Source organism: Limnohabitans sp. Bal53 (genome assembly GCF_003063355.1).
In the GTDB taxonomy this organism is placed as follows: Bacteria; Pseudomonadota; Gammaproteobacteria; order Burkholderiales; family Burkholderiaceae_C; genus Limnohabitans_A.
Genome location: NZ_NESH01000001.1, coordinates 118,460 through 135,954, shown reverse-complemented (window position 1 = coordinate 135,954; position 17,495 = coordinate 118,460). Strand labels below are relative to the sequence as shown.

The 17,495-nt window shown below is 56.5% G+C and carries 18 protein-coding genes; all 18 read left to right on the top strand.

Going from position 1 to position 17,495, the window contains the following annotated elements; all coding sequences use genetic code 11:
• Nucleotides 1-119 precede the first annotated feature (119 nt).
• Genes B9Z50_RS00500 through B9Z50_RS00415 form a run of 18 tightly spaced genes read left to right on the top strand, consistent with a single transcriptional unit; the run spans nt 120 to nt 17,494 of the window.
• The gene (locus tag B9Z50_RS00500; protein ID WP_108361768.1) at nt 120-485 is read left to right on the top strand and encodes a MarR family EPS-associated transcriptional regulator; all 366 of its coding nucleotides are present in this window, start codon (nt 120-122) and stop codon (nt 483-485) included.
• Nucleotides 482-1,474, top strand: coding sequence for an NAD-dependent 4,6-dehydratase LegB (locus B9Z50_RS00495; RefSeq protein ID WP_108361767.1), 993 nt, complete (start codon nt 482-484; stop codon nt 1,472-1,474). The genes B9Z50_RS00500 and B9Z50_RS00495 overlap by 4 nt, the downstream gene beginning before the upstream one ends.
• A gap of 3 nt (nt 1,475-1,477) precedes the next feature.
• Entirely contained in the window at nt 1,478-2,620 is a 1,143-nt protein-coding gene (locus tag B9Z50_RS00490) for a LegC family aminotransferase (protein WP_108361766.1), read from the top strand.
• A gap of 2 nt (nt 2,621-2,622) precedes the next feature.
• Entirely contained in the window at nt 2,623-3,258 is a 636-nt protein-coding gene (locus B9Z50_RS00485; RefSeq protein ID WP_146183136.1) for a hypothetical protein, read from the top strand.
• Nucleotides 3,255-4,256, top strand: a complete 1,002-nt coding sequence (gene neuB, locus B9Z50_RS00480; RefSeq protein WP_108361764.1) for an N-acetylneuraminate synthase — start codon at nt 3,255-3,257, stop codon at nt 4,254-4,256. The genes B9Z50_RS00485 and neuB overlap by 4 nt, the downstream gene beginning before the upstream one ends.
• Nucleotides 4,253-5,419, top strand: coding sequence for a UDP-N-acetylglucosamine 2-epimerase (neuC, locus tag B9Z50_RS00475; protein ID WP_108361763.1), 1,167 nt, complete (start codon nt 4,253-4,255; stop codon nt 5,417-5,419). Before neuB ends, neuC begins: the two co-directional genes overlap by 4 nt.
• Before the next feature lie 10 nt (nt 5,420-5,429).
• Nucleotides 5,430-6,485, top strand: a complete 1,056-nt coding sequence (locus B9Z50_RS00470; RefSeq protein ID WP_108361762.1) for a nucleotidyltransferase family protein — start codon at nt 5,430-5,432, stop codon at nt 6,483-6,485.
• Nucleotides 6,482-7,195, top strand: a complete 714-nt coding sequence (locus B9Z50_RS00465; RefSeq protein WP_108361761.1) for a cytidylyltransferase domain-containing protein — start codon at nt 6,482-6,484, stop codon at nt 7,193-7,195. The genes B9Z50_RS00470 and B9Z50_RS00465 overlap by 4 nt, the downstream gene beginning before the upstream one ends.
• A complete protein-coding gene (locus tag B9Z50_RS00460) occupies nt 7,192-8,640 on the top strand; it encodes a hypothetical protein (RefSeq protein WP_108361760.1) in 1,449 nt (482 codons plus the stop codon). Before B9Z50_RS00465 ends, B9Z50_RS00460 begins: the two co-directional genes overlap by 4 nt.
• Nucleotides 8,637-9,896: a lipopolysaccharide biosynthesis protein gene (locus B9Z50_RS00455; RefSeq protein ID WP_146183135.1), complete on the top strand. Its 1,260-nt coding sequence runs from the start codon at nt 8,637-8,639 to the stop codon at nt 9,894-9,896. Before B9Z50_RS00460 ends, B9Z50_RS00455 begins: the two co-directional genes overlap by 4 nt.
• Nucleotides 9,889-10,566 carry a CatB-related O-acetyltransferase gene (locus B9Z50_RS18120; RefSeq protein ID WP_108361758.1) on the top strand — a complete coding sequence of 226 codons (678 nt, stop codon included), beginning with the start codon at nt 9,889-9,891 and terminating at the stop codon, nt 10,564-10,566. Before B9Z50_RS00455 ends, B9Z50_RS18120 begins: the two co-directional genes overlap by 8 nt.
• 28 nt (nt 10,567-10,594) lie before the next feature.
• A complete protein-coding gene (locus tag B9Z50_RS00445; protein WP_108361757.1) occupies nt 10,595-11,839 on the top strand; it encodes an O-antigen ligase family protein in 1,245 nt (414 codons plus the stop codon).
• Nucleotides 11,836-12,429: a DapH/DapD/GlmU-related protein gene (locus tag B9Z50_RS18050; RefSeq protein WP_108361756.1), complete on the top strand. Its 594-nt coding sequence runs from the start codon at nt 11,836-11,838 to the stop codon at nt 12,427-12,429. Before B9Z50_RS00445 ends, B9Z50_RS18050 begins: the two co-directional genes overlap by 4 nt.
• A gap of 13 nt (nt 12,430-12,442) precedes the next feature.
• Nucleotides 12,443-13,411 carry a hypothetical protein gene (locus B9Z50_RS00435; protein ID WP_108361755.1) on the top strand — a complete coding sequence of 323 codons (969 nt, stop codon included), beginning with the start codon at nt 12,443-12,445 and terminating at the stop codon, nt 13,409-13,411.
• A gap of 8 nt (nt 13,412-13,419) precedes the next feature.
• Nucleotides 13,420-14,415: a hypothetical protein gene (locus B9Z50_RS00430; RefSeq protein ID WP_146183134.1), complete on the top strand. Its 996-nt coding sequence runs from the start codon at nt 13,420-13,422 to the stop codon at nt 14,413-14,415.
• A gap of 23 nt (nt 14,416-14,438) precedes the next feature.
• Entirely contained in the window at nt 14,439-15,587 is a 1,149-nt protein-coding gene (locus B9Z50_RS00425) for an NAD-dependent epimerase/dehydratase family protein (RefSeq protein WP_108361753.1), read from the top strand.
• Between the two features lie 12 nt (nt 15,588-15,599).
• Nucleotides 15,600-16,634, top strand: a complete 1,035-nt coding sequence (locus B9Z50_RS00420) for a Gfo/Idh/MocA family protein (RefSeq protein WP_146183133.1) — start codon at nt 15,600-15,602, stop codon at nt 16,632-16,634.
• Nucleotides 16,631-17,494: a hypothetical protein gene (locus B9Z50_RS00415; protein ID WP_108361751.1), complete on the top strand. Its 864-nt coding sequence runs from the start codon at nt 16,631-16,633 to the stop codon at nt 17,492-17,494. Before B9Z50_RS00420 ends, B9Z50_RS00415 begins: the two co-directional genes overlap by 4 nt.
• The last annotated feature ends 1 nt before the right edge of the window (nt 17,495 follow it).

Sequence of the window (17,495 nt, the reverse complement as noted above, 5' to 3'; positions counted from 1 at the left end):
TGCGTTAGACCTTACTTTTTACCCCCTAGACCGCGCTTGTCCGTAGTGACACGGCATGGCGGTAGCGTGCCCAAAGCGAATATAGCCCTTACGCCAACTCAAAAAAGAGCCGCACAAACATGACCAGCCGCCAAGCCAAGATCCAAGAAGACACCCATTTCCGGATCATGCGCATCTTGCAAGACAACCCAGACCTGACCCAGCGCGAGCTGGCCGACAAGCTCGGCATGAGCGTTGGCGGGCTGAACTACTGCCTCAACGCCCTCATCAACAAGGGCTTTGTGAAGATGGCGAACTTCTCCAAAAGTAAAAACAAGTTCAAGTACGTCTACCTGCTCACCCCCCAGGGCATTGCTGAGAAGGTGGCGCTGACCAGCCGGTTCCTCAAGCGCAAGATGGAAGAGTACGACGCGCTGAAGGTGGAGATTGAGGCGTTGAAGTCAGAAGTTGAAACGCCCGATTCAGAAAGAGCACAAAAAGTATGAGCAAATATCAAGAAACAATTTTGGTTACGGGTGCCGATGGCTTTATAGGGTCCCATCTCACCGAGTTATTAGTTCGAGAGGGTTACAAAGTTAAGGCGCTATCGCAGTACAACTCCTTCAATTATTGGGGGTGGCTGGAGGATGTCGAATGTTCCAATGAAATTGAAGTACTTAATGGAGACGTTCGTGATCCTCATTACTGCAAGCACATTACAAAAGAGGTTGACATAGTATTTCACTTAGCAGCGTTGATCGCTATTCCTTATTCGTATGTGGCCCCAGACAGCTACGTGGATACCAACGTCAAGGGTACTCTCAATATTTGCCAAGCGGCACTTGAAAATGGTGTGAAACGGGTAATCCACACCTCAACCAGCGAAGTCTACGGCACGGCCCAGTACGTGCCGATAGATGAGAAGCATCCATTGCAACCGCAGTCGCCCTACAGCGCCTCCAAGATAGGCGCTGACGCGATGGCAATGAGCTTCTTCAACGCTTTCAACCTGCCCGTCACAATCGCCCGTCCGTTTAACACCTATGGCCCGCGCCAATCCGCGCGCGCGGTGATCCCGACGATCATCACGCAGATCGCCAACGGCAAGAAGCAGATCCAGCTAGGTGACGTAACCCCTACGCGCGACTTCAACTATGTTGCCGACACCTGCCGCGGATTTCTCGAACTGGCTCGTTGCGAAAAGGCTATCGGAGAGATCGTGAATATTGGTTCGAACTTCGAGATCTCGGTCGGCGACACCCTGAAACTGATTCGCGAACTCATGAACAGCGACGTCGAATTCCTGACTGATGAACAACGCTTGCGACCGGGCAAATCTGAAGTCTTCCGACTGTGGTGTGACAACACCAAAATTCGTTCACTCACCGGATTCGAACCCGCCTACGACATCCGCACCGGCCTGCAGGAGACCATCACCTGGTTCACCCGTGCTGAAAACCTGGCCAAGTACAAGGCTGACATCTACAACGTCTAATCCATGTTTAACGCCCTGATCGATTTCGTTCGCGAACATTACCGAAGCACCGACTTCATACCGCTGCATGCCCCGGTGTTCTCGGGTAATGAGCGCGAATATGTTGTCGACACAATCGACTCTACGTTCGTCTCCAGCGTTGGCGCCTACGTCGACCGCTTCGAGCGCGACATGGCCGCCTACACCGGCGCCGCGCGGGCAGTCGCCACCGTAAACGGCACGGCCGCCCTGCACATCGCCCTGAAGCTGGCCGATGTCGAGTCCGGCGACCTGGTGATCACACAGCCATTGACGTTCGTCGCCACCTGCAATGCGATCGCCTATTGCGGGGCCGAGCCTGTGTTTGTCGACGTCGACCGGCACACCCTGGGCTTGTCGCCGCAAGCGCTCGACCACTGGCTGAGCGACCATGCCCGTGTGGACGGCGATGGCGTGTGCCGCACCCGGGCCGACGCCAAGGTGATCCGGGCCTGCCTGCCGATGCACACCTTCGGCCACCCAGCCGATCTGGACGGCCTCGTCGAGGTTTGTGCCCGCTGGCACGTGGCCTTGGTTGAAGACGCCGCCGAGTCGCTCGGCAGCCTGTACAAAGGTCGCCACACCGGAACCATCGGACGGCTTGGCACGCTCAGCTTCAACGGCAACAAGATCATCACCACCGGTGGTGGCGGCATGATCCTCACCGACGAGACGCTGGGCGCACGGGCCAAGCACCTCACCACTACCGCCAAGCGCCCCCACCCCTACGAGTACTTGCACGACGAGGTCGGCTACAACTACCGGTTGCCCAACCTGAATGCAGCACTGGGCTGCGCCCAGCTCGAACAGCTGGAGGCCTTCGTGGCCAACAAGCGCGAACTGGCCTCGCGATACGCCGCGTACTTCAGCGGCTCCGACCTGCAGTTCGTCACCGAGCCCGAGGGCTGCCGCTCCAACTACTGGCTCAACGCTGTCGTCTGCGACAGTCGAGAACAACGCGACGCCCTGCTGAAGTCGACCAACGATGCGGGCGTGATGACTCGCCCGATCTGGGCGCTAATGAACCGCCTGCCGACCTACGCCCACTGCCGCCAAGGCCCGCTGACCCAGGCGCAATGGCTGGAGGCACGGGTGGTGAACCTTCCTAGCAGCGTGCTGCCGCAATGACCATGAAACGAGTCGGCATCTTTGGCACTTCCGGTATGGCTCGTGAAGCCGGCGATGTCGCCGGCGACCTTGGCTTCACGCCTCTCTATGTCGCACGCGACCAGTCCGAACTGGACGCCTGGACATTCCCGGCCGAGGCCATTGTCGAAGCCGACGTTCTTCGCTATCGGGACATTCCTTTTGTCATTGGCATTGGTGAGAACAAGGTCCGACAAAGGATTGTCGAGCGCTACCGTGATCAGGTCGCCTTCTGCAATCTGATCCATTCAAGCGCGACCTTCGGCTATCGGCAACGACAGTCCATCGAAGACCGGCAGGGCATCATCGTCTGTGCTGGTGTCCGGTTCACCAACAACATCCAGGTCGGCGACTTCGACATCTTCAACCAGAACGCAACCATTGCCCACGATGTCGTCATCGGCGGCTTCACCCATATTGCCCCTGGAAGCACGATTTCCGGGAACGTCGATATCGGCAGCCACTGCTGGATCGGTGCCGGTTCGGTAGTCAACCAGGGCACTCCGGACAACAAGCTGCTGATTGGCAGCAACACCACCATCGGCAGCGGTGCCGTGGTGATTCGTTCCTGCGAATCCAATGCGGTTTACGCTGGCGTACCCGCCAAAAGGATCAAATGAAAACGCTGATCATTGCCGAAGCCGGCGTCAACCACAATGGCGACATCGGACTGGCCAAGCAGCTCATCGCGGCCGCCAGCGCCGCCGGTGCTGACATTGTCAAATTCCAGACCTTCAAGACTGGAAACATGGTGACGAAAACGGCCGAGAAGGCCTCGTATCAAAAGGGAACCACCGACGCATCCGAGAGCCAATACGCCATGATCCGCAAGCTGGAACTCTCCCGGGCGGACCATGAGGTACTGATCGAGGAGTGCCGCCGCCACGGCATCGGCTTCTTTTCCACGGCCTTCGACACCGACAGCTTTGACATGCTGGTCGAGATGGGTCTCGATCAAGTCAAGATCCCGTCGGGCGAGCTGACCAACCTGCCGCTGCTGCGCTACATGACCCGGCTGGGCATGCCGGTGATGCTGTCGACCGGCATGGCCACGCTGGGCGAGATTGAGGCGGCGCTGGAGGCCATCGAGCAGGCCGGCACGCCACGCCAGCTCGTCACCGTCCTGCACTGCACGACCGAGTATCCCGCCCCGATGGTAGACGTGAACCTGCGGGCCATGGTCAGCATGAAGGCCGCATTCGGCGTCGAGGTGGGCTACTCCGACCACACGCCGGGCATCGAGATTCCGGTCGCGGCGGTGGCACTGGGTGCGCGTGTGATTGAAAAGCACTTCACCCTGGATCGGATGATGCCGGGCCCGGATCACCAGGCCAGCCTGGAGCCCCACGAGCTCAAGGCGATGGTCGACGCGATCCGCAACGTCGAGGTCGCACTGGGCGACGGCGTTAAGCGCCCCAGCGCCAGCGAGCTCAAGAACAAGCCCATCGCCCGCAAGTCGATGGTGGCCATCCGAGCCATCCACGCGGGTGAGGCCTTCAGCGCCGACAACGTCGGCACCAAGCGACCGGGCACCGGCATCTCGCCGATGCGGTGGGACGAGGTGATGGGGCGCCCCGCACGGCGCGACTTCACTGTCGACGAGTTGATCGAGTTATGAGCCGCAAGATTTGCGTTGTCACCGGCACGCGTGCCGAGTTTGGCCTACTGCGCTGGCTGATGCAGGAGATCGACGCCTCCGAGGCGCTGACGCTTCAGGTGGTCGCCACCGGGATGCACCTGTCGCCTGAGTTCGGGCTGACCTATCGCGAGATCGAGCAGGCAGGCTTCACCATCGACGCCAAGGTGGAGATGCTGCTGAGCGCCGATACCGCCAGCGCCGTGACCAAGTCGATGGGCTTGGGGCTGATTGGCTACGCGGACGCCTACACCCGCCTCGCTCCTGACCTGATCGTGCTGCTCGGTGACCGCTTCGAGATCTTTGCCGCCGCCGCTGCGGCCATGATCGCCGGCATCCCGATTGCGCATCTGCACGGAGGCGAGACGACCGAAGGCGCCTTCGACGAGGCGATCCGTCACTCGATCACCAAGATGTCGCACCTGCACTTCGTGGCCGCGCAGGACTACCGCAACCGCGTCATCCAGCTGGGCGAGCAACCCGAGCGGGTGTTCCTGGTGGGCGGCCTCGGTATCGACGCAATCAAACGCACCTCGCTGATGACACGCGAGGAGCTGGAGGCGTCGCTCGACTTCAGGTTTGGTCCGCGCAACCTGCTGATCACGTTCCATCCGGTGACGCTCGAAAGTCAAAGCTCAGCCCATCAGATAGGCGAGCTGCTGAAGGCGCTAGGCGCGCTGCAGGACACGCATCTGGTCTTCACGATGCCCAATGCAGATACCGGTGGGCGCGAGCTGGCCGCCATGGTCGATTCGTTCGTGGCCGCGCATCCGAATGCGCGCGCCTACAGCTCGCTCGGCCAGTTGCGCTACCTGTCGTGCATGCATGTTGTTGACGGCGTGGTCGGAAACTCCTCCAGTGGACTGTCTGAGGCCCCCAGCATGGGTATCGGCACCATTGACATCGGAGATCGTCAACGCGGCCGGCTTCGCGCATCTAGCGTCATCCACTGCGAGCCGATCTGCGAACAGATCACGCAGGCGCTATCTACCCTGTACAGCCCCGAGTTCCAAGCAAACCTCACTCAAGTCGTCAATCCATATGGAACAGGTGGGGCCAGCCAGCTGATCGTGGAGGTACTGGCCAAGCATCCGCTGGATAAATTGGTGAAAAAGAAGTTCCACGACCTCACTAATCACGAATAAAGACCTCGCCATGAATTCAAAAGACCAAATCTGGCGCCGCGCGTTACTGCCTCACACCGCGACTATTCAAGAAGCCATCCGCAACCTTGATCAAACTGCCATTAAGATCGTTCTGGTCGTCGATAACGCCGGAAAACTGGAAGGGACTATCTCCGATGGCGACATCCGCCGTGGACTGCTGCGAGGCCTGAATATGGGCAGCCCCATCACCACGGTCATTCACCGCAATCCCTTCGTGGTCCCGCCGGACATGACGCGCGAGACCATCATGCAACTGATGGTGGCCAACAAGATCCAGCAGATCCCGGCGGTCGACGAACAGCGGCAGGTAGTCGGTCTGCATATGTGGGACCAGATCACCACGCCCCAGGTACGGTCCAACATAATGGTGATCATGGCAGGCGGCAAGGGCACGCGGCTTCGCCCTCACACCGAGCACTGCCCAAAACCGATGCTGCCCGTGGGCGACAAGCCGATGCTAGAACACATCATCAACCGGGCCATGGCCAACGGCTTCAGCCACTTCATGCTGGCCATCCACTACCTTGGTCACATGGTCGAGGACTACTTCGGCGACGGCTCGAAGATGAACGCCCGCATCGAGTACATCCGCGAGCAAGCGCCTCTGGGCACCGCCGGTGCTCTGGGTTTGCTGGCGCGACGGCCGGAAGCGCCTTTCCTGGTCACCAACGGTGATGTTCTGACGGACATCAACTACGGCGAGTTGCTTGACTTTCACATCCGCAACCAGGCCGCGGCCACGATGGCGGTTCGGATCCATGAGTGGCAGCACCCGTTCGGCGTGGTGCAGACGCAAGGCGTAGACATCATCGGCTTTGAAGAAAAGCCCGTCGCCCGCACCCACATCAATGCCGGCGTGTACGTGCTGGCCCCCGAGTCGCTCAACGCGCTCGCACCCAACGAGCGCTGCGACATGCCCACCTTGTTCGAGTACCTACAGGCGGACGGGCGGCGCACCGTGGTCTACCCGATGCATGAGCCCTGGCTGGACGTGGGACGCCCGAGCGATTACGAGACCGCGCAGCGTACAGGCGGTGCCGCATGAAGCTGCTGGGATTGATCCCGGCGCGCGGCGGCTCCAAGCGGGTTGTGAACAAGAATATCCGCGAGTTGGGCGGCAAGCCGCTGATCGCCTGGACCATTGGGGCCGCGCGCGGAGCCCCCGAACTCGCGGACGTGCTGGTATCCACCGATAGCCCGGCCATCGCCCAAGCCGCCAAGTCGGCAGGCGCGCTGGTGCCCTGGCTACGGCCCGCCGAACTATCCACCGACACTGCCACGTCCATGGCAGTTTGCCTGCATGCACTGGACTGGTACGAGCAGGAAAAAGGCCCGGTTGACGGGCTGCTGCTGCTGCAGCCGACGTCGCCGTTTCGCACCACCGCCAGCATTCGCCGAGCGATTGATCGGTTTGGTGCGCACCCGCAACAGTCAGTGGTGTCGTTCTCGCCAGCGGAGTCACACCCAATGTGGTGCTACCGGGTCGATGGCGAAGCCATCGCGCCCTTCATGGCGGGTGGCGACCGGCCGACGAGATCCCAGGATCTGCCGCCCGCATACGTAATCAACGGCGCGCTCTACATCGCCAGCCCGTCCTACCTGCGACAGCGCGGCAGCTTTCTGGGCGCCGACACCGTGCCCCTAGTCATTGACGATGCGCGCGAGGCGCTGGACATCGACACCGAGTGGGACTGGATGCTGGCAGAAACCCTGATAAAACAGCACGCGCTTGCGCCCCAGGACCTGCTGCCATGACCTCCGTTGTCTTCTTCCACCGCTGCGAGCTCACCGACCTGTTCGCGCCGGTCAGTCAATGCCTGCACGGCGAGTTCCAGCCCGTGCACCTGGCCTACAGCGCCACCGAGGCTGAGCGTCTGCGGGAGCTGGGTTTCACGGCGCCTGTCACCATCTTCAAGGACGAAGTCAAGCGGTTGCACCCCAGCAGCGTGGCAGACGCTGACACGCTCAAGGCGATCGACGACCTTTTCATCCAGCAATCCGGCGGAGCCTTCAACCTGAATGGCGCGATCCAGAGCGACCGAGGCTTCGCCCTGCTGTCGCTGGAAGAGGCCCAGCGCCTGACTGTCACCTACTACCGTTTCTGGAGCGAGTTTCTGGACCGCCACGACGCCAACATCGTACTGCACGAGACCTGCTCGCTGATGTTCAATTTCGTGGCAGCCATGCTATGCGCACAGCGCAAAGGGCACTACCTTTACTCGATAATGGCGCTGGGCCTCGACAAGGGCTACAAGCATCTGCTGATGTCGGGGTTCGACTTCACCTGCCCCGACCTGGATAAGGCATTGGCTGCGATAGAGTCGCGACGGTTGCAGATGGACGAACCCGCCTGCCGAGCCTATCTGGATGAGTTCCGCTCCAGTTTCAGCGTCTTCCTCGGGGGCGCCTTCAAAAGGCCGTCGCTCACCCGGATCTCCCTCATCGCCTTGAGAAACAAGCTTCGCCAGTGGGTGCCCGGCATTCCCCACGACCGGGTGCTGGACAACATCGACTACTGGTCTGCCAAGAGCAATGTAGCCGGGCGCAAGTTGTCGAACCTACGGCGCTATAAAAAGGAGGTCCGCTTCGACGCCTTCGACGCTTCGCAGCCTTACTACTTCTATCCGCTCCACCTGGAGCCCGAGGCCGTCGTGCTGTACCACGCACACGGCCTGTACGCCAATCAGGTCAAGCTGATCCAGAACATCGCGGCGCAGCTGCCGCCCGGCGTGTTCCTGTACGTGAAGGATCATCCTCACGACCACGGCTACCGGTCGGCTGATGACTATCTGGCGCTGAAGTCGGTGCCCAACATCCGCCTGCTGGAGACCTCCATCTCAGGCAAGGAGATAGTGGCCCATTCACAGGGCGTCATCACCATGACGGGCACGGCCGGTTTTGAGGCTCTGCTGCTCGGCAAGCCGGTGTTCACCTTCGGCAAGACGTTCTACTCGCCCGCCCCCGGCGTGGAGCTGCTGCGCCATGTGCGCGACCTGCGCGAGCGGCTCTACGCGGCACTCGAGCGGCCACCAACGACCGATGCCGCGCTGTACCCGTACTTGACCGCGTACCTGCACGCGCTGCACCCCGGCATGACGGACTACTTTGCCGGTCGGGCCGTGCGATATGGCCTGGACCTCCAGGACAACGCCCGCCAGGTGGCCGAAGGGCTGCTGTCGACGCTGCGGAACACGCCATGACGCTTCGGTCGCTCGTCCAGCGCTTGTCCAGCCCGAAGTACCGGTACGTGCTGGTGACGATCCTCGTCAGCCTGCTTGCCTTTGCACGCAACCTGTATTTCATGACGTCTCTGGACCTGGCCTCCCTAGGCCAGGTCACGCTGATGACGACTCTGATCATGCTGGTGGGGTTCGCGCACGTGGGGCTCATCAACGGCGCCTATATCCAATACGCGGCGGGCAACCGCGATGTCAATCGTCGCATTGTGGCACTCATGGCCACGGGCGTGCTGATCCTGGTGCCAGTCGCGGCGCTGGCGGTGTGGGCGCTGCCGCTCGCCGGGACGCTGTCCTCGGTGGTATGGCCCGGCACACTGGCCTTCGGGCTTGCGGCCGGCATCGTTACTCTTGCATCGACATGGATGAACAACGCGCTGATCGCCGACGGCCATCTTGGCCGCTCGAATCTGATTAACGTGGGCGCCGTGCTGGTGTCGCTGGTAGCCGCCTTCTTCTCGACCAGCAACGGTCTGATGGCCGCCTGGCTGTCATTGCTCTTGCAGCCGCTGATCATCGCGCTGGGCGCGATGCTGCTGGACCCGAACCTGCGGATCAGATCCCTAGGGGTGGACCGCCAGACTCTGTCGCTGCTCTTTCGCCTCGGCCTGGTGCCGTTCTTGGGCGGGCTGGCCGTGCTCTCCATGCACCAGTTCGAGCGGTGGTCCATCGCCGCGATACTGGGCCCCAATGCGCTGGGCGAGTTTTACATCGTGTTGATGTACTCAGCGTTTTTCGGCCTGATCCCCACTGCACTGCTTAACGTGTACTTCCCGCAGGCCAAGCGCGCCTATGTCGCCAAAGACCTGTGCCAGCTCACCACCTTTATCAGACACCATCAGCGTGACCTGATGCTGTATTTTGTCCTCGCCGTGGCCACGACGGTGCTGCTGATGCCTTCGATCTTGGCGCGGTATCTGCCCCAGTTCACCCAGAACGCCGCGCTGGTCTACTTCGCGCTGCCGGGTTTGATCCTGCTGACCTTCCGCAATATCGCCTCCATGGTGTTGTTCTCCACGGCCGAGATGCGGCCGCTGCTGAGCGCCGGGATCGGCACCCTGGCATTGTTTGGGCTCGGTCTGGCCGGCCTGTGGGCCGCAGGGCTGTTCTCACTGGTCAACGTCCTGATTGCGCGCGCTGTCTCGACCTTGCCCGGCACCGTCTACCTGCTGCGCGAACAACACCGTGCATTGAACAGCTTAGGAGCGTCACATGCGTAGCGTGTTGTACCGACTGGCCCACAAGCCTTTCAATTGGCTGTACTGGGTCGTCATGAACCGTATGCGAAATGCCAGGGTGGAAAGCGTCGGCGTCTCGCACCGCGCCAAGATCGGCCGACGTGCCATCGTCCGCGCTGGCACCGAGGTTGGTCCGGACGTGGTGCTCGGCGACTACTCGTACATCAGCGGCCCGAGCTCCTACGTCGAAGCAGCGCGAATCGGAAAGTTCTGTTCTATCGCCCGGCAGGTCACAATCGGCCCAGGTGACCACGACCTAGCGGGTGTCTCTACCCATCCTTTCCGGCTCTCACCCGCCTATGGCGGCCTTGTCGATACCGTCGTGCCGTTGAAGCAAAAGGCACCGCCGGTCATTGGGAATGACGTTTGGATCGGCATCAATAGCATGATAATGAGGGGGGTTTCGATCGGTGATGGTGCAGTTGTGGCTGCCAATTCGGTGGTTACGCGCGACGTGCCGCCATACGCCATTTTCGGCGGCGTGCCTGCGAAATTGATTAGATACCGATTCTCAGACGAAATCATTAGGGCACTACTTCAAATTAGATGGTGGGATTGGCCGTTATCAAAGATCAAGCATAGTGTTCATGATTTTAGTGATACTGAAAAATTCGTCACTATTCACGCAGTATCTGGAGCCGAATCTGAATAACCCTTTAATGCATATTAATATATTTTCAATGCCTGCCGAGACCAACGCCAATGTCAAAACGTTTTACGTTGATCGCCATGTAAGTATTCTATTTCGCCGCTGGGCTTTACTTGTTGCGATATTACTCAGTGGCGGGATGCTTCTATTCCCGCGGCCACTGTTGTTAATGTTATTACTTGTATTTATTCTTTTGGCATCCAAAGGCAATGGACTGTTGAGAAGAAGTACCGCCCTCATATGGGGGCTTTTGGCTATGATATTGGCGATTACTTTAATCCGACCGGGTCCGGTTGATCCATCATCCCTCGTGATTCGCTATGCGAACTTTACTGCGGCATTGCTGTTATTGTGCTTATATATAAAATCCGGTTCAGATGCCGTTCAGTCCGACTTAATGAGCATCCTTCCATGGTTCGGATGGCAGGCGATATTCACTTTTCTTCTGGCAAACATTGCTCCGTTTCTTTTCATTACAATCAATATAGAGGATTTTCAGTTTAGTACGATATTTTTGCTATTCAATTACCATGAGTTAATGGCAGATTCCACCGGTTTTAAGCGTCCCAATGGTTTTTTCTATGAGCCCGGCGTATTTCAGATATATTTAAACATATATCTATACTTATCACTTATGGTTTACAAAATCCGCCGACATATTGCCATTTCCACTGCGGCCGTATTTTGCACCTTATCCACCACTGGTCTAATTATTGCATCTCTAATTTGGGTTGCCAGTTTTTTGACAACGTCACCTTTACAAAGAACAAGAAAGAAAAATATAATGTCAATTTTGTTATTGACGGCAATTATTCCTATTCTTTTTTTAATTACCTATTCGAACGTAGAAGACAAATTCACTGGAGAGATGCAAGGTTCTGCGATCGCAAGACAATATGATCTTTTTACAGGCTTAAACATCATCAGGGAGTATCCGTTGCTAGGTATTGGTTTTGATCATAAACGATACTTAGAGCTACTGCCCTATGCTGCATTTACGGATACTCTTTTGTCCGAAGAGAGTGCTTTATCTAGATCTTCATCCAATGGTATTATTTATTTATTTTACTCGCTCGGGATCCCGTTGGGCCTGATTATTTTATTTAGTATATATAAACAAAAGCTTTTTCCGCACAGAAAAATTTTCTTTGCAATTATTTTTCTCTCGCTTTTAAGTGAGGCAATTATTTACACTCCCTTTATTCTTCTCGTGGCTTATAGCGCATTAGTTGGATCCAAAAAAATTAATAAAAATCAATCGGAACGAATCTCATGATATTCCATATACGAATTTTAAATTATTTTTATGCAAAGTTATTTGAAATAATTTATAAAAATAAATTCAAAAACTTTGGAAGGCGTACCCGGTTAGTTTTTCCAATTGCAATTGAGTCACCCGGAAACATCTCTCTTGGGGATGATATTTATATTGCCGCGCAAACGTGTCTTGCTACGAGACCTTTGTCTCCGTATAGCCCCTGTACGTTGCGCATCGGTGATGGCTGTAAAATTGGTAGATTCAATCATATATATGCAACAGGTAGTATTATTTTGCATCAAAATGTTCTTACTGCTAATGGGGTCTATATTTCCGACAATTATCACGACTACAGAGATATTCAGAGCCCCATCGTTAATCAACCTGTGCTACAAGGTGGCCATGTTGAAATTGGGGAGGGCACTTGGATTGGCCACAATGCCTGTGTTTTAGGTGTGCGCATTGGGAGAAACTGTGTCATAGGTGCTAATTCTGTTGTGACACATGACATTCCTGATTATTGTGTGGCCGTTGGTGCGCCAGCCAAAATCATCAAACGATATGACCCTGACTCCAATACATGGAGAAGAGCGGATGTTTTGAGTTAATGCAATTGATATCATGAAGGTTCTTTTTTTTGGTCTTGACTATCACGACTACACACGCAACATCATCAACGAGATGCGCGCAGCTGGTGGCGACGTCAACTACGTCGATATTCAGCCACGGTCGTTGATTTTCAAGGTGCTCCGCACGGCGGGCAGGGGTTTGTACGACCAGTACCTGGAGGTACATCACGGGTCGGCCGTCAGGCAGTCGAAGTCCACGGCGTACGACAAGGTGGTCTTCCTGCAAGCACATCAGATGAGCATCAGGAACCTGACGGACCTTCGTGCCGCTCAGCCTAAGGCCGAGTTCACTCTCTACAATTGGGATTCGCTGTCCAACCACGACTACCGAGTTCAGGCCAAGTGGTTCGACCGGGTTCTGACGTTTGATCCGGTCGACGCGAGGAACAACGGCTACGGTTATCTCCCGCTTTTCTGCTCACGCTTTATGCAGGGTCTGCGGCGTGATCGTGTTGAGCCCGCTTCGTTGTTCATGGTGGGTAACATCGTCAAGCCAGGACGGTATGAGGCTGTTGAGTCCTTCCGTCGCTATTGCGCAAAAAGCCGACTCACTTTCAAGCAGCACCTGAAGGTTAGCCCGGTTGTTTGGTTCAACCTAGTTCGTAGCGGCCTCTATCCTCGGGACGTGAGTTTCCGCCAGATAGACAAGTCAGCATTCTGCGACATGATCGAGACGTCGTCGGCCGCCTTTGACTTTGCTAACCACTCGCAGACGGGTCAGACCATGCGGATGATGGAAAATCTCTGCTTGGGCAAGAAGATCGTGACCAGCAATACATGGGTCAAGCAGGAACCGTTTTACAGCCCGGATCGAATTCACGTTTTTGACGGATTGAATTACTCCGGCGTGGCTGACTTCATGTTTGGGGACATTGTCGACAAAGATGCCGATTTTTCTGACTATCACATACAGAGTTTCGTGCGTAAACTTCTGGGCCTTTCACTGCTGTCGGCGTGTTGAGTTCGTTAATGACTAGTAGTTTTGGATCAAACAAAAGACGCTGCCTCCTTATTGCCCCACTATCTTTTTACTCTTTTCATAAGACGGTCGCGGCCGGGCTGGAGCAGATGGGGTTTGTGGTTGAGACGCTTAACGAAGAGTACCCCTCCAACAGCTTCGGCAAGGTGCTGGGTAAAGTTGCCCTCCCGTTGTTGCGCAACCTTACCCTACGCTCTCTGCAACGCCTGCTGAATGAGCGGCCGCGCTTTGATCTTGTAATGATCATCAAGGGCCGTGGTCTGGGCCCCGATGCGATCCAGTATCTGAAGTCGCGTGCCGAGCGGGTGGTAGGCTATAACTTTGACAGTTTCCGCTTCAATCCGTCACCGCTGGATTGGCATCACCTGACTGACCGCTACTGCACGTTTGACATCCAGGATGCTCAGTCGTGGGGCCTCCCGCTGGTTCATCTTTTCAGTGCCGTGACGGTTCCGCATAACCGCGAGCGTTCGTATGACTTATCGATCATCCAGCGGGTGCACTCGGATCGATTGGCGTTTGCTGAACTCATCCTCCGGGCGCTTCCCGATGATGCGCGATATTTTGTGTTTCTCTACGAGAGCAGTTGGCTCACTTTCACGCTGGGTTTACTCAGGCATCCGTTACTCTATGTGCGGCTGTGGCAGCATATTTCGTTCAAACCGTTGTCGCACGCCAAGGCGATGGAGATTTTGGGTAGCTCGCGCATTACGTTTGACTATGCCCACCCGCTTCAAAGCGGTGTGACGATTCGCTGCTTTGAGTCGCAGAGCCTGGGGGTTGCCATCTTGACCAACAACCAGGACGCCGTACGTTCTGGCCTGTTTTCACAGGATTCGATCGCCTATCTTCCCCGCGATGCTGATCGGGCTACGGCATCGGCACTGATTTCCCGCTTGCTGGAGCAACGTGCCGAGCCGCGTTGCCGCAGCCTTGGGGATTTCCTGGACGATCTTCTTTCTCCCCCTTCTTCATCGAACAAGTAACCTTCTTTTTTGGAGTGTCAACTATGACCAAAATCCTCATCACCGGCGGTGCCGGCTTTATAGGCTCGAATCTTGTCGAGGCCCTCCACCAAAAGGGTTATGAGATCACGGTGCTGGACAATCTGTCGGAGCAGGTTCACGGTGCCGACCCCGAGGCCTCGCCACTGTTCGCCGCTATCAGTGGAAAGGTGCGTTTTATCCGCGGGTCTGTTTGCGACCGTCCAACGATGGAGCAGGCGCTCGAAGGCCAGGACGTGGTGGTGCACTATGCCGCCGAGACTGGCACCGGGCAGTCGATGTACATGGTGGACCACTACACCCAGGTCAACATTCAGGCCACGGCCATGATGCTCGACATCCTGGGTGCGCGAAAGGACCACGGAATCAAGCGAATGGTTGTGGCATCGTCGCGCTCGATCTACGGCGAAGGCAAGTACCTGACGGCCACCGGTGCGGCAACCTACCCGTCGCATCGCGATGAGCGCCACATGCAGGCGGGGCGGTTCGAGTTGTACGACACGCAGACCGATGCGCCACTGACGCTGGTGGCCACAGACGAGTCATCGCTCATACACCCCTCGTCGGTGTACGGCATCACCAAGCAGGTGCAAGAACAGTTGGTAATGACGGTGTGCCCTCTGCTCGGCATCGAGCCGGTGGCTCTGCGTTACCAGAACGTCTATGGTCCGGGCCAGTCGCTGAGCAACCCTTATACCGGCATTCTGTCGATCTTCTCCAATCTGATCATGGGTGGCGGCAAGATCAATGTGTTCGAGGATGGGCTGGAGAGCCGCGACTTCGTGTTCATTGACGACGTGGTCACCGCCACGGTGCTGGCTGTGGAGCACGCCAACGCAGCGGGACAGGTCTTCAACGTGGGTTCCGGCGTGGCCACCACGGTGCTGGAGGTGGTTAAGCATCTCAAGGCGGCGTTCAATTCGGACATTATGGCCAATGTGACGGGCAACTTCCGTCTGGGCGACATTCGCCACAACTATGCCGACTTGACAAAGATCAACGGCTTGGTGGGATTTGTGCCCAAGGTCAATTTCGCGGACGGCATCCAGCAGTTCGCCGCGTGGGCGGCCACCCAAGGGCACAAGGATAGCGCTTACGAGCGCTCGCTTTCCGAAATGAAAGAACGCGGGCTAATGCTCGGCGTTAGTGTTTGAGAGGACGTAATAGTGACGATACTTGTGATTGGTGGCGGGAAGATGGGCATGTCCCACTTGGCCTTGGCAACCCAATATGTGGGAAAGAGCAATGTGGCACTATGCGATACCAAGTTCAGTACCCGCGTCCTGTTTCGTCTGTTGGGCTACAAGACGTTTGCGGATATTGAGGTGGCCGCATCCAAGGTGGACCGACTGGAGGGCGTGCTGATCGCCACCCCGACGCCCTCGCACGCCCCGCTGGCGAAGTGGGCGATCGGAAAAGGCGTGCCGTGCTTTGTCGAGAAGCCGCTGACGCTCAACGTTGAGGCCAGCACCGAGCTAAAGTCGCTGGCAGCGGCCAAGGGCGTGCCGGTGCAGGTTGGTTTCGTGCTGCGCTATGTTGCGTCGTTCCAGCGCCTGCGGCACCTAGTGCAGAGCAAACAGCTGGGCGCGATGCTTGACTACACAGCATCCATGCGCGGGAATGTCATTCTAAAGCCGCCCGCAGCCGACAGTTGGCAAGGTCAGTTCAAGATGGGGGGGGGCTGTTTGAATGAGTACGGTCCACACATCATCGACTTGTGCCAGTTCATTTTTGGTCCAGTGGATCGGGTCGGCGATGTCCGCATGAGCCAGGTTTTTTGCGCCCATGCGGATGATCGGATTGACTTGGCTTGGTCCCACCGCAACGGCAGTGTGGGGGCGGTGGAAATCGACTGGTGCGATACCACCAAGCGCAAATCAGTCGTGGAGTTCAAGGTGAAGTTCGAGGAAGCCGAGGTCCGTGTGGACAACTCGGCCGTTGAAATCACGTGGAATGACGGGTGCACCATTAACGAGGAGAAGCGCCTAGAGATTGATGTGCCGATCCGACCGAGCAATGTCGCCTACTACCTCCGTGGCGAAGAGTTTTCATTAGAACTCGAAGAGTTTTTGGGGACGTGTGTTGGGCGTCGATTGAGTGTCGACGATTCAATACCTGCCGACACAATGGCACGACTGGAGGATGGATGCGAAGTGGATCGCATCATTGATGAAATCGCGCGAAAGGCTGGTTTGAAATGAGCTATGGAAAAGCAATTCTCGGAGACAACCAGTTTCTTGGCGTTAACCATGCGAACCAGGCCAAGGCCGCTGAACTATTTGATCGCTTCAAGAACCCCGATGCAATCATAGAGGTGATTGGATTCGCCTACGAGGCAGGGGTGCGAGACTTCATGTTCACAACCCATGATCGATATGAGCCTGTCTTTGACGAGATCCGACGATCCAACCTTTTCCCTGGGATGTACTACACGCCATGTCTTCCCTATGCGCACAAGTATTGGAATAAGCTATCGGACTTAGGGCCGGTCGGAATGCTCACATCAACGGTATTCCAGATTAATCCGCTGAGTTTGATTCCGGCAACACTTGGATTGTTTGTCGGCAGTACGAAAGGCATTACTCAAGTTTTAACTCAAATTGAAACTCTCATGTGCAAGGGGCTACCTGTACGCGGCATTTTCTTACAGAACCTGGCTTTTGACTTTCTGATGTCAATGGAGCTGCATGGGGTGATTGAAAATTTCGCTGAGGTTGTCACAAACAAGCTCGGAGCTCACCCAGGATTTATTACTATGAACCATTCAATTGCCACTGAATTCCTGTGCGATAAAGCTGGTATTAACAAGCCTTGGATATGTGCGAACTACAACATTGATGGGTTTCGAATGAATCCTTCACAAACTTCTTGTGAAGCGTCATTTGCTAGTGGTAGATCAAACAACATTGCCATGTCTGTGCTCGCATCCGGACGCGCCAGTCCTAACGAAGCAATGAATTACGTTGTAGATCATTTGCACAAGGGGCATGTTGACGCCATCCTATTTGGATCCTCAAGCAAAAAAAATATCAAATCCAACGTAAGTAAGATTTTGGGTTAAA